Source organism: Spirosoma pulveris (genome assembly GCF_054781875.1).
On record NZ_BAAGTO010000001.1, the window covers coordinates 399,762 to 415,118 of the forward strand.

Annotated in this window: 12 protein-coding genes; 6 read left to right on the top strand and 6 right to left on the bottom strand. The window is 45.9% G+C overall.

What is annotated here, in order from left to right; genetic code table 11:
* The first annotated feature begins 61 nt into the window (after positions 1-61).
* Positions 62-1,006, top strand: coding sequence for a hypothetical protein (locus ACYVJM_RS01610; RefSeq protein ID WP_461146457.1), 945 nt, complete (start codon positions 62-64; stop codon positions 1,004-1,006).
* Here ACYVJM_RS01610 and ACYVJM_RS01615 read toward each other — a convergent pair.
* Positions 1,003-4,050 carry a CheR family methyltransferase gene (locus tag ACYVJM_RS01615; RefSeq protein ID WP_461146458.1) on the bottom strand — a complete coding sequence of 1,016 codons (3,048 nt, stop codon included), beginning with the start codon at positions 4,048-4,050 and terminating at the stop codon, positions 1,003-1,005. The two genes, ACYVJM_RS01610 and ACYVJM_RS01615, sit on opposite strands and share 4 nt — an antisense overlap.
* A 67-nt stretch (positions 4,051-4,117) precedes the next feature.
* On the bottom strand, positions 4,118-4,366 hold the full coding sequence (locus ACYVJM_RS01620) for a hypothetical protein (protein WP_461146459.1): 249 nt from the start codon (positions 4,364-4,366) through the stop codon (positions 4,118-4,120).
* Positions 4,367-4,494: 128 nt separating this feature from the next.
* On the opposite strand from ACYVJM_RS01620, the gene ACYVJM_RS01625 reads away from it, so the two are divergent.
* A complete protein-coding gene (locus ACYVJM_RS01625; RefSeq protein WP_461146460.1) occupies positions 4,495-5,493 on the top strand; it encodes a tetratricopeptide repeat protein in 999 nt (332 codons plus the stop codon).
* 117 nt (positions 5,494-5,610) lie between these two features.
* On the opposite strand, the gene menD is transcribed toward ACYVJM_RS01625, so the two are convergent.
* The 3 genes from menD to ACYVJM_RS01640 are packed head-to-tail and all read right to left on the bottom strand — an operon-like array spanning position 5,611 to position 8,913.
* Entirely contained in the window at positions 5,611-7,359 is a 1,749-nt protein-coding gene (gene menD / locus ACYVJM_RS01630; protein WP_461146461.1) for a 2-succinyl-5-enolpyruvyl-6-hydroxy-3-cyclohexene-1-carboxylic-acid synthase, read from the bottom strand.
* A 17-nt stretch (positions 7,360-7,376) separates the two neighbouring features.
* Complete coding sequence (locus ACYVJM_RS01635) at positions 7,377-7,784, bottom strand: response regulator (RefSeq protein WP_461146462.1); 408 nt, start codon at positions 7,782-7,784, stop codon at positions 7,377-7,379.
* Positions 7,750-8,913 carry a sensor histidine kinase gene (locus ACYVJM_RS01640; RefSeq protein WP_461146463.1) on the bottom strand — a complete coding sequence of 388 codons (1,164 nt, stop codon included), beginning with the start codon at positions 8,911-8,913 and terminating at the stop codon, positions 7,750-7,752. The genes ACYVJM_RS01635 and ACYVJM_RS01640 overlap by 35 nt, the downstream gene beginning before the upstream one ends.
* Before the next feature lie 315 nt (positions 8,914-9,228).
* On the opposite strand from ACYVJM_RS01640, the gene ACYVJM_RS01645 reads away from it, so the two are divergent.
* From ACYVJM_RS01645 to trmB, 3 genes are read left to right on the top strand one after another with little or no spacing between them, the layout of a single operon-like run.
* A complete protein-coding gene (locus tag ACYVJM_RS01645) occupies positions 9,229-10,173 on the top strand; it encodes a hypothetical protein (RefSeq protein ID WP_461146464.1) in 945 nt (314 codons plus the stop codon).
* A complete protein-coding gene (locus ACYVJM_RS01650; RefSeq protein ID WP_461146465.1) occupies positions 10,173-11,468 on the top strand; it encodes a bifunctional folylpolyglutamate synthase/dihydrofolate synthase in 1,296 nt (431 codons plus the stop codon). The genes ACYVJM_RS01645 and ACYVJM_RS01650 overlap by 1 nt, the downstream gene beginning before the upstream one ends.
* A 2-nt stretch (positions 11,469-11,470) precedes the next feature.
* Positions 11,471-12,133: a tRNA (guanosine(46)-N7)-methyltransferase TrmB gene (gene trmB / locus ACYVJM_RS01655; RefSeq protein ID WP_461146466.1), complete on the top strand. Its 663-nt coding sequence runs from the start codon at positions 11,471-11,473 to the stop codon at positions 12,131-12,133.
* Between the two features lie 108 nt (positions 12,134-12,241).
* Here trmB and gap read toward each other — a convergent pair whose 3' ends face one another.
* Positions 12,242-13,234 (bottom strand): type I glyceraldehyde-3-phosphate dehydrogenase, encoded by a 993-nt coding sequence (gene gap / locus ACYVJM_RS01660; RefSeq protein ID WP_461146467.1) that lies wholly within the window; start codon positions 13,232-13,234, stop codon positions 12,242-12,244.
* Between the two features lie 1,297 nt (positions 13,235-14,531).
* Between gap and ACYVJM_RS01665 the strand changes: the two genes are divergently transcribed.
* On the top strand, positions 14,532-15,347 hold the full coding sequence (locus ACYVJM_RS01665) for a 2,3,4,5-tetrahydropyridine-2,6-dicarboxylate N-succinyltransferase (protein ID WP_461146468.1): 816 nt from the start codon (positions 14,532-14,534) through the stop codon (positions 15,345-15,347).
* The last annotated feature ends 10 nt before the right edge of the window (positions 15,348-15,357 follow it).

A 15,357-nucleotide genomic window follows, 5' to 3' on the forward strand; every position in this document is an offset into this window, starting at 1 on the left:
TTGCTCAACTAGCCATTCTATTTTTAACTGGATACATACACATCCCGCTAAGAAATCCCCGATGTTACGCACACTTATCACCATCCTGGGTCGCCTGTACACCTTACTGGTATCGATTGTAGTTGCGCTGATTCTAGGGGTGGCAACCTGGGGAATGTGGCAATACTACCGCGACATACGCCTGTTAGATGAATTTTCTCAAAAGGGGAGACTCATGACGGTGCCGGTTACCCAAGCTGCGCAAGAACAGCGTTCCTGGCAGGATGTATTCAGTAACAGCATATACTTAACCGTCGAGTATCGGGGGAAGGCCTATCCCTGTCGCTTTATTATGGAAAGTGGTTATGTAGGGAGCGGGGATCGGGTGAAGCTGCTTTATCACCCTGATTATGATCGTTTTCGCCAACCACGACCCATCCTGAAATATGATGAATCGAACCGAAAATCCCGATTGATCGGGTGGTCCTCTATTCGGGATATTACCCCGTTAAATCGACTGCTGCTGTTGTGTCTACTGTTGTCATCGGCATCGTTCTTTTTTATTTCTGGAATTATCGTCAGTATACTTCCTATCCCATTTTTACAAGGTATCGCTCGTTTCGTGTTAGTTTTGGCCCTTGGGTGTGCTGCTATCTTTTTTACGTACGACACCATTTCTTATTTTAACTATTATCAGCTTCTGAAAAAAGAAGGCCAGGTTGTTTCCGTTCCGATTCTTTCTACAAATAAAACGGCTCACGGGCGTAAATACAGTTGGTACACTTATGAGGCAACGATTTGGCATCAGCGTCGGGAGCGGGTTGTGCCCATTAGTGAGGATGACTTTGATAACCATACAGCATCGCCCCGCCGTTTTATGCAAGTGCGCTACGCTGCGGCTGTTGACGATCTGATGTCTGACGATTTTACGCCAGATTACTGGATCATTGTCATGCCACTGTTTTTCGGCCTGCTTGTTTTCTTGGTCGTACGGCCTGGTCGGCTTACGGCAGATCGTGTTGATTAGTGCTGGTGTCGTTTTGTGATTGTGGAGGTAACCAGCAGTATACCATCTTCAAACCGATTGGCTGTAATCTGGTGCCATTCGGGTTGCTGTGCTCGTTCGTTTGGTAGTTCAATTTGTAATGGTTCACCGGTTTCGACTACCTGGACATACTTTGTGAATAATGAGATTTGTTCAGTGTCGTTATATAAGGCTTTGAAACTGGTTTTGTACAGTTCCACAACCGAGGGATTGGTTCGCTGTCCTAATTCATTGACAAGCGGTACCAACTGAAAATCAACGATTGTGTTTCGTTCGTTCCGGACAGATTTGAACAGCTGAATACTTACGGGGGCGTGCGTCAGTATACTCTGAAGAAAGACCAGCAGTCGCTGCACCTGCGAGTGATCGGTAATGTCTTCGATGGCAAGTAGAATTGCCGCCTGACCCTGTAACCGAACGACCTTGCGGGCATTCAGGCGCAGGACCTTCTCACCTAAATCCTGAAAGTGGTGGGTCATCTCATAGGCTTGAATCGGAGTGTTATGGTTAATAACCTTATCGAGTAACGACCGTAAGGCGGGGATATCCCATTGTCGGTTGCCCAATTCATACAAAAGGCGACCAATCGAATCGTCGGCTTCTACCCGGAAAGTTTTGAAAAAGGCCCGATTGGCACTGCGTACCCGCAAATCTTTGTCGAGTACGAGTACCGTTTCCCGAATCGTTCCAAAAATAGCATCCGAGTAATCATAGGCTTCCAATAATTGATCATTACTCAGCTGTAGTTCCTGATTGATGGTTTGTAATTCCTCGTTGTTGGATTGTATCTCTTCTTTGCTGGTCTCCAGTTCTTCGTTGATACTCTGCAATTCTTCATTGCTGCTGATAATTTCCTCATTGGCAGATTGAAGCTCCTCTCGTCCGGCTTCCTGTTCTTCCAGCATCGACCGCATCTCATCGCGCAGAGTAGCCAGCTCATCTTCCAACTGTTTGATCCGCCGGTTCCGGAGTTGAGTTGGGGCGGTGGGAGGCAGAACCGCCGGGGCTACTTCGTTGAAAATTACCAGCACCAGCGGCTCTTGGTTCTGTGATAAAAAAGGAACCGCAGTAATCGTTATGTGGTAGGTTTCCTCCCGGACCCGAATCAGTATCCCGGTTTTAGAGGCTGGCTGTCCTAATTTATGGGCTTTGCCGATGGCGGCCCGCAAATCAAAGACAAGTTCAGGGCGGGCCATTTTCAGGAGATTAAAATTAGCCCGGCCCGGGGCGGGCTCCAGAAACAGGCTGGTTGAACCCTGAAATCGGATGATCTCCATATCTTTATTGATAACGACGGACGCCGGTGTATACTGGCTAAGCAGCCCGTTCACGCGTTGGTCCAAATCGTCGGGCTGGCCAGGTTTATACTGCATAGACATGAGTTGAATCGCTTTTTTATTCCGCGCATCTGATGTATATCCGGTAGACAGAGAAGCAGACAGATTAAGAGGAGGGGAGATATTGGCTCTCTCCTGTTGCTCATCACGAGCAGGAGAGGTTTCAATGATTGATCGTTGATGTAATAAGTCCCCAAACGGGAATACCGATCGAGTTGCAGTCGTTTTACGGGCGTAAACTTTAAACGTCTTGGCTACCTGCGTAAACAGCCTGGTATACGATCCAACTGTTTCTGCCTTTCCAAGTATTAAGTAGCCCGTTGGGTTCAGTGCATAATGAAATGTGGCAATTGCTTTTCGCTGGAGGGTAGTGTCCGTATAGATCAGTAAGTTACGACAGCTAATCAGATCGAGATGGGAAAAGGGCGGGTCGACAAATAAATTATGGGTCGCAAAAACGCACACATCCCGGATTAGTTTACTGACGCAGTACCCATCCTGATCCTTCGTGAAAAAACGACTCAGGCGCTTTGGGGAAACATTTGTCAGTTGGCTGGCTGAAAAACGACCCATCCGGGCGCGGGCAATGACCCGCTCGCTAAGATCAGTAGCAAAAATTTGAGTAGGTACCGACTTATCGAGGTGGTCCTGTGCTTCCAGTAGCAGGATAGCCAGTGAGTAGACCTCTTCGCCCGTCGAGCAGGCTGGAATCCATAGTCGGAAAGGTTCGTTCTCGGGCTTGCCAGCGAGAAGCTGGGGGAAAAGCACCTTCCCCAGGTACTCCATGGTATCGGGGTCTCTGAAAAAGCTGGTTACGTTAATAAGTAGATCATTATAGAGTAAACCGGCTTCTGTGGGGTGCTGCCGCAGATAATCCATGTAGTCCGTTAACAACCGAAGTTTATAAAGGGCCATTCGCCGAAGGACCCGTCGTCGAATGGTCGCCGTCTTGTAATGCGTAAAGTCGACTCCAACGAATTTTCTTAATAACTGAAGAAGCGCCAGTAACTCTCCATTATCAGGCTCTGGTAGCTGGGACTGGCCATTTTCTTCCTGCGATTCAATCTCGGCTGTATCCTGAATGAAATTCTGCTGATGGCTTAACCAATCTAGTTCACGAGCAATTTCACGGACGGGTAATACTTTGTCGACGACCCCCTCAGCCTGAGCCGATACGGACATTCCCTGGAACTTCGCCGTACCATCCTGGGCAAAAGTGATCCCGTTGGCGGCTTTAATGGCTTTTAACCCCAGGGTACCATCCGCCGATATGCCCGATAGCAGCACACCGATGGAAGTGGCTCCCTGTTGTTCGGCGAGGGAGATAAAGAACTGATCGATGGGCAGATGAGCGGGTACCAGGGGGCGTTCCTTAACTGTAAATTGACCATTCACTATATACACCTCTGCATGAACCGGGATTATGTAAACGTGGTTAGCGTTAATGTGCATGCGGTCCATAGCATTCAGAATTGGCATTTGGGTAAACGCTGCCAACCGTTCCGAAAGCTGACCCGGCTCATCCGTAGACTGGATGTATGTAAAAGCCCACCCGCTGGAGGGCGATAAATGTACCAGCAGTTCAGAAATCGCTTCCGGCCCACCCATCGACGCCCCAATGGCCACAATGGGAATGGTCTGGATGAGTGATGTTGGCTGAGGGCCAATAGTATGATCAGACAAACTCATGTCGGGTAAGTGGCAGGTAGGTAACGTTAACAAGTTGAACTTGTGAGCAGATCATTCACCGGGTACGTCAAAAAGCATCATTGCGCTCGCCGGTAGCCTGCCAATCGGCATCCATGTCCAGAAATCGTTGTTCAACCCTGTTCAGAAATGGTTCGTCGAGCAGATTGGGTACTGCATCGCGGTTAGTGATGTCCATTTCACTGATTTTATATGTCTGTTCGTACGGACCTGCTTCGATTTTGACGATATATTTGCCATTCCAGGCATAAAGGCCTATGCGAAAACGGGCGTGGGGAATATCCTGAACAAAACGCATCTTGTTATTGACGATTAATACGAATGACTAATTTTCTATTAAATGTGTGCCGATTGGCAAAGGTAACCAACGTAATGTCCCGGTTAATCATCCGGATAAGTATGCTCCGTCATTTAGTCAACCTTCTTTTGGTTACTTTCTTATTTTCCAGCTGTTCCAACAGCATTACCGATGAAGCCGCTCAGTTTTTCTTAAAGGGCAATGTTCAGCTACAGAAACGTGAGTTTAAAGAAGCCATCCGGTATTATTCAGAAGCTATTTCGAAAAAATCTGATTTTGCCGACGCGTACAACAATCGGGGATTAGCCAAATTCAGGAACGATGACCGGGAAGGCGCCCTGGCCGATTATACCCGGGCCATTGAACTGGACCCCGATTTCAGCACAGCTTATTTTAATCGGGCCGAGGTGCTTCTGGAAACGGGCGATGTTGCGGGTAGTGTAGCCGATCTGCAACGGATTGAGAAACAGTACCGTGATTCTACATTTTACCAGACTCGTCTGGGCGATGGTTATGTACGATTGGCTAAAACATCCCAGGCGCAGGCAGCGTATGACCGGGCGCTCCAACTCAAGCCTGATAATGTGGAAGCCTTGACCAACCGGGCGGCTTTGTACTATAGCCAAAAAGCGTATGAACAGGCTGGTGAGGATATTCAGCGTGCCCTCCAGCTCAATCCGAAACAGGATGCCGCGCTTAATAACCAGAGTTTGCTGCTTGCTCGTTCCGGGAAGTTCGCCGAAGCACTCACCTTTGTGGAGCGTGCTCTGTCGGTACAGCCCCGCCAGCCTTATTATCTGAACAATAAGGCGTATTTACTCCTGAAACTAAACCGGCCTGCTGAAGCACTCCCGTTGGTGGAGGAGTCACTCCAACGCGATAATCAGAATGCATGGGCACATCAGACCCTTGGCCTCTATTATATGAGTCAGCAGCAAATGCCCCAGGCACTAGCTGCATTCCGGCAGGCTGAAAAACTGGACGCATCCGTTGACCAACTGTATTATTATATCGGTAAGGCCGAACAATCCCTGAAGCATCAACAGGCAGCCTGCGAAGCCTGGCGTTTGGGTGAAGCTGCGGGGGATGATCAGTCCCGACAAATACGTGCAAAGGAATGTAAGTGACCTATTAAATGGGGTGAGTAAATCGAGATCTGTACGCTTACAGTTTTCCACATACAACTATACCTGTAGTTATAGTTGTATGTGGTGCGATTTTAAAGTGCGTTTCCTTTAACTTGGTTAGTGGGATTGAAATACGTTTACTGAAGCTTTGTAGGCCTGGAATTGATCCTGATTGGCTTGTTTGTCCGTTTTCAATTCGAGGAGTTTAGCCGTACTGGCAGGTTTAAAGAAATCGGGTAGGGTGGTTTGCAGAGAGTCCAGTGATTCGCAGGGAATATACGTAAGCCCGGCATCTTGTGCCGTGTTGCGGGCAGTGTAGCCGTGTGGAGTTTCAAAATAAGTTTCCAGTTCAGGTTGACGACTCGGGCCGTCGATCATTCTGAAAATATGCCCGCTATCATTGTTCAATAAAATGATTCGAAGGTTAGGCGGTACCGGAGCTGACCAGAGGGCGTTTCGGTCATAGAAAAATGCTACGTCGCCAATCAGCAGAGTTATAAGCCTGTCCGTCATCAGGGCGGCTCCAACGGCTGTACTTAAACACCCGTCAATACCGCTAACCCCCCGATTGGCAAAGACATTAACTTGCCGTTGTTCGTCTATTCCACACAGGTTTGCGTAACGGACGGGCATACTATTGGCCAGGTGCAGAATTGACATGGCCGGTAATTGGTCGAGGATATGTAATACGGCCGACCAGTCGGTGAGCGTGTTGGTTGGGGTGGCAAGGTTTTTTTCGACCAGGCGTGTTGCCTCACGATCCATCTGTCGCCACTGGTTTAGAAATTCATGTCTCTCCTCCTCCTCCTCATCGCCCTGGAGGAATCGCTGGAAGTCGAGATCGGCAAAAAGTTTTTCCAGGAAGACGAGTGGGGTTGCCGGGATCAGGGTGGTCAGGCTCTGGAACGAGTCATTGATGTGGTCGATGGTTGGTTGTATGTGCCAGTGACGACGGGCGGGATATTGCCGTAAAAACGTTTTTAGGTTCCGGGTCAGGAAGGAATTTCCAATGGTCAGGAGCAGATCCGGCTGAAGGGAACGCGCTACTGGCTCTCTGATTCCGGCCAGGAATGTATCCGTTCGGGTTATAAATAGTTCATTTCGGGGGATGTTCCCAACGATTTCGCCAACAACGACAACGCTGGTTTCTTCACTCAGTTTTCGTAAAACTGCTAACAGTGCCGGATTGTAGGGTAACTGGCCCACGGCGATGATCGTCCGTTCACTCTGTTCCCATTCGGTCAGGAGCCTGTGCCAGGTATCGGTTGCCAGGGTAGGTTGGGCACGGCATACGTCAATGGTTCGTACCGGTTCATACGTAAATGTTTCCTCGGCGCCTGGGTAGAACGGTTCCCGAAGTGGCACATTAACATGAACGGGTCCTGCCGGTTCGAGTTGGGTGAGTGTGATCGCTTCGTTTAATGTTCGTTCGATGTACCAACGGGCATCGTGGTGTGAGTAGTCGGCTGGCAAATCATAACTTCGTTTTACGTGATCACCAAAAATACCCACCTGGTTAATGGTCTGCCCGTCCTGCTGATGCAGCCACTCATGCGGTCGGTCGGCGGTTAACAGCAGGAGGGGAGCCTGGCCAAAGTAGGCTTCGGAAACGGCGGGGGCCAGGTTATAAACGGCACTGCCCGAAGTACAGATAACGCCCACCGTTTTTTGGGATTGTAAGGCCATTCCCAGGGCGACGAAACAGGCGGATCGTTCATCGGCCATCACCCGAACGCGCAGATGTGGGTGCCGGGCAACGGCCAGTGTAAGAGGAGCCGAGCGTGAACCCGGTGAAACAACAATATCCGTTAAACCTTTTTGATGAAGAAGTTCGGCAATATTGACAATGGGTTGAAGAACGGGCATAGGGTAATCTAACAGTGTTAGGAGAAATAGGTATCGACCAATTCGTTGATCATGGCCTGTGTCAGGGGTTTTGTTCGATACGAATTTATTTCCGGTAATGAACTAGCCCGCTGTTTATCAATGGTACTGATCGAGGTTGTCAGCATAACAACCACAACATGGCCTTTTAGTTGGGGATCGAGTCGCTGGTATTCAGCCAGGAACTCGAATCCATTCATACCCGGCATATTGATATCGACAAAAACGACATCGGGCCGGATGTACTTCGGATGATCGGTTTGATTTAAATAAGCAAGAGCCTCCATACCGCTGCCCACAATGCGAACGACATCGCACTGGTTCGATTCGTCAATGATGAGCTGGTGTAAAAAATTATCGTCGGGATCGTCGTCAATTAACAGGATACAGTGAATGGGTCTGTGCATAGTGCTGACTTGTCTTGATAACTTTTGGAATTACTACATAAAAAGTGGAGCCAACGCCAACGGTACTGGTGAGACCGATCTGACCGCCGTAAATGTCGATTACTTTTTTACAGGTAGCTAATCCAATGCCGGTTCCCGGATACTCATTGCGGCCGTGTAGTCGCTGGAATATCTGGAAGACCCGGTCAAAATAGTTGGCGTCGATCCCAATGCCGTTATCACTTACCGTAAACCGATACTGATTCCCCTCATCCATTGCCCGTATCTTTATGCTGGGTACAGCGTCCGGGCGACGGTATTTCAAGCCATTGGTCACCAGATTCTGAAATACCTGTTTCAAATCTGTCCGGTGGGCTCTGATCGTCGGAAGAGGGCCTATATCAAAGGTAGCCCCGGTCGATAGAATATCAGTTTGTTGTTCCTCAAGGATTTCGGCCATCACCTCATTGAGGTCAACGTTCTCAAAATCTATATCTGTACCCACACGGGAGAAGTCGAGCAGGTCATTGATTAACGTCCGCATCCGTTCGGCGGCAGCGGTCGACACATTGATTAATTTAAGCGCATCGGTATCAAGTTTCTCCCCGTGTTTACTTTCCAGTAACGTAAGGTAGTTAACGATTGTCTTAAGCGGGGACTGTAAATCATGGGAGGCAATATAGGCAAACTGTTGGAGTTCCTGATTTGAACGGGTAAGTTCCTGCATGGCCTGCTGGCGGAAAGACAATTCACGGTCATATTCCTTTGATGTACGCAGGCCAACGGCTTCATCGAAATACCGGATCAAGGCCAGCACGGTAGCGACGGAGACACCGGCGGTTAAGAATCGAATCAAGGCATTGATTCGGTAGGCAGGCCACCAGAACATGACCGCATCGAACAGGTGGGTAAGGCCGCAAAGAAGAATAAAGGCTCCAAATAAGACAAAAACGCCCGATAGTGGAACACCTTTTTTGACGAGTATAAACCTGATCAAAATGAGTGGGATTGCCATATAGGCGAGCCAGATTGTTAAGTCAGACACTATATAGAGCCACCCATGAAAATCTGTCCATCGACCACAGTACCAGCGGGGGGGCCAATCGTTAACATTTGCGAGTTGCTGAAAAAACTCGATAACTTCGTTCATAAATTATTGATGGTGAGTATTTTATGTGGGGATGCCAGCGGTAATTTAATGAGAAGGTATCCTTAATTATTAGTCAAAGATACGGGTGTACCTTATGTTCTCCTATTCTCTATGTAGAGCTAAGATGTATACGTTGTCAGTCATATCGTTAAATAACTTAGTTAAACTAATGTTTTTTTCGATTTAATACAACTGATAGAAAGAGCAGCTGGTCAATTTTTCTGTTACTTTGTTTGGTTAGTCAGGCTACAATTGTACCTCATAACAAACGAAGTAGACACTGACAGCGTTATTAACCGGAAAACGATCACCTGCATGAACCGTATTACCTTTGAGAATGAGGACGAAATCCGGGTAAAATCCCTGGCTGGGGCTATTATTATCAACGTAATTTTAATAGCCTTACTGTTGCTGGTCAACTTATCCCAAACCGTACCAAATCCGCCACCTATTGAATTTGTGGAGGTGAACTTTGGCACCGACGCGCGTGGCAGTGGGCGAATTCAAACTTACAACAAAGCGTCTGACTCACCTAACCCGGTGGATGTCAAAGCAGCAGAAAATCGCCCAAATCCTAAGGTAAACACTACCCCCCGATTAGAAAAGACACGCGCAACTCCATCGCCGAAGGTAGAGGATGTTAAACCGGCTAAAACCGCAACGGAGAAACCAATCATTGCTACTAAAGCGGAGAGTCCCGTTACCACGCCCGAGCGTCCTGAACCTAAGCGAGTAGAATCGCCTAAAGCAACGGCCCCCGTAGAACGTCCGGCTCCTCCCGCGCCCCAGAAAAAAGTGGAAACGGTTAATAATGATGCTGTTTTTAAAAAATCGTCAGGTGGCGGTGGTTCGAACGGGACGGTTGGAAAAGCCTCCGGAACGGGCGGTAATAATAACGGTGACGATGCCAGTGGGGTAGGTGATAAAGGAAATCCTAACGGGAAGATAGATGCTAAAGAGTTTTATGGCACCCCCGGAGGGTCTTCTTCCGGCGTTGCTTTCGACGTTTCTGGCTGGTCTTTGGCGAGTCGGCCGAGTATAAATGACGATTCCGATGAAACGGGTAAGATTGTTTTTAAGATAACCGTCGATGGAGAAGGCGAAATTATTCGGGTTCAAACCCAGCAGACAACGGTTAGTCCCTCTGTAGTGGAGGTGTATCGTAAAGCAGTTCAGCGCCTGCGTCTCCGGCCCAAAGGCGGAGCCACCCCACCAACGGCAAGCGGCACCATTACATTTATCATAAAGTCTAAAGATTAATGCAGTATACGGAAGCAATCGACTATCTATACAGTCGGCTCCCAGTCTTTCATCGAATTGGTCCTAAAGCCCTGAAACCAGGATTAAAAAATACCCTGTTACTTTGCGAAGGACTTGGGAATCCCCAACAGCAGTTTACGAGCATCCATGTTGCCGGAACAAACGGGAAGGGAAGTACATCCCATATGCTCTCATCCGTTTACCAGTCCGCAGGGTATCGTGTCGGTTTATACACGTCACCCCATCTTAAATCCTTTACGGAACGGATTCGACTCAATGGTCAGCCTATCTCCGAAGATGAGGTTGCCCGGTTTGTGCAGGAACATCAGAGCTTAATCGAGTCGATAGAGCCATCTTTTTTTGAAGTAACCGTTGCGATGGCTTTCGACTTTTTTGCCCGTAAAGCCGTTGATGTAGCCATCATTGAAGTTGGATTGGGGGGACGTCTCGATTCGACAAATGTAATCACACCTGTTGCATCCGTAATTACTAATATTGGCTACGACCACACCGACATACTGGGGGATACACTCCCGTTAATTGCCGCTGAAAAAGCGGGGATTATTAAAATGGAGATCCCGGTTATTATTGGTGAGTCACATGCCGAAACCAAGGGGGTGTTTACATCTGTCGCGACAGCCCTTCATGCACCCATTACATTTGCTGACCAGTACTTTCGGATGGAAAATCTCGGTTTAGTTAACGGGCTGCGACAGGTGCAAGTGTTCAGTGGTGATGCTATTGAGCAATCTGTGCAATCGATTCAACTTGATTTACAGGGAAATTATCAACTAAAGAACTTACCGGCTGTATTGGCTACTGTAAAACAGTTACAGCATCAGTTTCCTGTAACCTGGGCCGAACAGCAGGAGGGACTGGCTGCGGTCAGTTCGAAAACAGGACTAAAGGGCCGTTTTCAGACCCTGCATTCACAACCCAGGGTAATTGCTGATACAGCTCATAATAAACCCGGTCTGGAAGCGCTTTTCGAAACAATACAGACAATAGCATACAAAAGACTGCGTATTGTTCTCGGGCTTGTGGCCGATAAAGATCGTTCCCAGGTGTTGTCTGTATTTCCCTCAACTGCCATTTTTTATTTTTGCCAGGCACAGACCCCTCGCTCATTGCCCGCCCTTTTACTTCAGGAAGAAGCGATTGGTATTGGACTCACAGGAGATGCATTTACTGATGTAAACTCCGCTTTATCGGCAGCTTTTGCACAAGCTGATCCGGAAGACCTAATCCTAATAACCGGTAGTAATTACACGATTGCTGAATTAATTAATTTATAACTGTGACGCGTAGAAAAACACACCGTTTCCTGCAAAATGCAGAAAGCATTAATGTTATTGAATCTGGTAAACCGATTTACAAAACTATTCGCGGTCGCTGGCGGCCTGATTATTTTAACAACGAAAATCCCATTGTTCTTGAGCTGGCCTGTGGTAAAGGAGAGTATACTGTGGGTTTAGCTCAGGCATTTCCGAATGTAAATTTTATCGGCGTCGATATAAAGGGGGATCGAATTGCCCGTGGTTCAAAAGCGGCCCAAACTTTGGGTCTAACGAATGTCGCGTTCTTGCGGACGGACATTAACTTCTTGACTGAATTCTTCAGTATAGGTGAAGTCAATGAAATCTGGATTACATTTCCTGACCCACAGCCCAGACCAAAACAGGAAAAACATCGGTTAACCCATCCCCGCTTTTTAGAGACGTACCAGAAATTACTTGTTCCGGGGGGGACGCTTCATTTAAAGACGGATAATCCAGAACTATTTACCTATAGTCTGGAGCAGATTCAGGCGGCTAAAGGTGCTAATTTACAATTTACAACAGATCTTTATAACTCTCCCCTCAACGCAATTCATCTGGGAATTAAAACCAAATACGAACAGATCTTTTTCGAAAAGGGATTTACAATAAATTATTTACAATGCAAAATGGGTGTGATTTAACAAAATCACACCCATTTGTAAACTAGTAACTCTTAATTATGTAAATTGAATAGTTTAAATAATATTTAACTTAAAATTTTTACACTATTCAATTTACAATATACATTATTAAAATAGTTTCCCTATTAAATCAGCAACCCGGCTTGAATAACCAAATTCGTTATCGTACCAGCCCACAACTTTAACCAGTGTACCATTTGCTGCTGTTAATTTTGAGTCGAAAATGCAGGAGTGGGAGTTGCCAACGATGTCAATTGACACGATTTCATCCGTGCAGTACTCAAGAATGCCTTTCAATGATGTTTCTGAGGCTTGCTTGATTGCATCGTTGATCTCCTGAATTGATGCTTCCCGCTTCAGAACAACCGTTAAGTCGGTCAGGGAACCGTCTGGTGTAGGTACTCGCATGGCGTTCCCATCGAGTTTCCCTTTGAGTTGAGGTAAAACAAGGCCTACTGCTTTTGCAGCACCTGTTGAGGTTGGTACAATTGATAAGGCAGCGGCCCGAGCCCGACGAAGGTCAGAGTGGGGAGCATCCTGTAAGTTCTGATCGGCAGTGTAGGCGTGAATGGTTGTCATGTACCCTTTTTCGATGCCAAAAACGTCATCAAGTACTTTTGCCATTGGTGCCAGACAGTTGGTCGTGCACGAAGCATTTGAAATGATGGTTTCTCCGCCAGTCAGGGTGTCATCATTTACACCTAATACGACAGTTGGGATGTTTCCTTTTGCGGGAGCAGAGATAACGACCTTTTTAGCACCGGCCTGTAAGTGCATACCTGCACCAGCCTCGTCAACGAACCGTCCGGTAGATTCCAGAACAACATCAATCTTTAAATCACTCCAGGGTAGATTTTTCGGATCACGTTCAGCATATGCATTAATTCTGATACCATTTACGGTTAGGCTATCGCCATCAGAGGCAACTGTCCCGGAGAATTTGCCGTGAACAGAATCGTATTTAAGCAAATGCGCTAATGTCGCATTATCGGTTAGGTCATTGATCGCAACTACTTCGATGTTTTCTTTTTCTAGTAGTTGTCTGAACGATAACCGCCCAATACGGCCAAAGCCGTTAATAGCAACGCGTATTTTTTCCATGTACAGAGAAAATTGGTTTGTTTTCGGGGTCAAATATACGGATTAATAAGGCTTGTTAGGCAATTAAACAATATACTAAAACAGAGAGAACAGATCATAAGCAGAAGGTTTAGTAAAAAAGAGAGAGGATATTTAGCAAATTCAATGCTAATTGCTAATAATAGTAGTATTTTTAGTATTTTTTACTAATATATTTAGTATTTTCGTTAGTATTTACTAATTTTTCTGCTAAATGCTAATTGTAATTGTTTTTTTTACTAAAATAAGCTTTTATTAGCAAATGCTGTTTATATAATTGAATTAGTATTTATGCTTAGATGAATTTATAGCAATAGGGTAGACGTTATTATCTCCTCATAGCTCATTAGTTAGGTTTATCTTATTGCATTCTAATTGATTAACAAACGTTTCTTAACCATCTAGGAGCTTAATTAATTTGACAGTGATTAGATATTCAGGCAGAACACTAATAAATCTAATCTTATTTCATTATCCTGTACGCAGTATACGACCACTTAGTGTTTTTCAATGGTTTTGATGGTTTAGCAGGATGTTTTATATTTTTCAACCGTTATGCAATTCACCTGTGTTATCATTCATGGCTTAATTTTTTGCTACTCAACCTCACAAGGCTACCTATAGTAGGCGGAGTAAAAATTGGTACGATATGTGCACCTCAATGAGGAGTAGAATCAATCTATGACAAGAATTGACCTTATGTTCTACATAACACTCCATATTAATTTTTAAATAAACATGATATCCTGCCATAGCGATCGAATAAGCTGTAACGGTATAATGACATCGGTATCGAAATGAGCGAGCCACTGTCCCTTGTAAATCCCGGCATAGGTCCAGCCTCTACCGACAATAGGGGTCGACAGTCTCAGTACCGTTTACAAAGCAGTTTAGAGAACTTCCTGCACACCCAGCTCGTTCGGCTATCTCTTGTCTAACCTGCTTGAGTCATCCGGGTTCTCCTTAAAAGGCAAATTATGCAACGAAAGCGCTTTTGAACACCCAATGATTCCTTAATCGATAATAATGGATAAGGTTAATTATACAATTGCGGCAACTTAATCAATACTTACCCAATAGTTAGGATTGCCTGGTTGTCGGGAATCAAATTATTTAAGGCATATATTTCAACTATACAGGTGTTAGTGTTACCTTTGAAAAAACAAAAAGAGATATCTATATAATATTGTTATATAACAATAGAAAATTCTGACTAAAAAAAAATAGTGATGATATTCAGATAGTTATGTCCTTATCTATAAACCTTTACTTTAATTAAATGATTAACGAAATCGAAGAAATCTGGTCTAATCGTGAGTTATTAACTAAGACAGAATCAATCAGCCTGATCAAAGACGTAATAAATCAATTAGATAGGGGGGAGCTCCGGGTTGCTACACCACCCACTGATGAGGAGGGAAGCTGGACCGTTAATGAATGGGTAAAAAAAGCAATCTTACTGTACTTTGTCAGTCAACAAATGAAAGCTGAGGAGGTGGGGATCTTCACATTTAACGACAAAATTCCTTTAAAATCGAATTTTGCCAATGCCAAAGTCAGAGCAGTGCCACCCGCCGTAGCTCGTTTTGGTTCGTACCAGGCCCCCGGCGTTATACTAATGCCATCTTATGTCAACATTGGTGCCTATGTTGATGAACGAACAATGGTTGACACCTGGGCTACGGTTGGAAGTTGCGCTCAAATTGGCAAAGATGTTCACTTAAGTGGTGGTGTTGGTATTGGCGGAGTGTTGGAGCCGCCCCAGGCAGCTCCTGTAATTATTGAGGATGGGGCTTTTATTGGTTCCCGCTGCATTGTGGTAGAAGGTGCACACATTGGGAAACGAGCTGTACTAGGTGCTGGTGTTACCATTACCGGTTCATCAAAAATTATTGATGTTACAGGAGAGAATCCTGTCGAATACAAAGGCTTTGTTCCTGCTAACTCTGTCGTTATACCTGGTAGTTATGCTAAACAGTTCCCGGCTGGAGAGTACCACGTCCCTTGTGCAATAATTATTGGCCAGCGTAAACCATCTACAGATTTAAAAACTTCCTTAAACGACGCACTCCGGGAAAATAACGTATCTGTTTAATAATGTAATC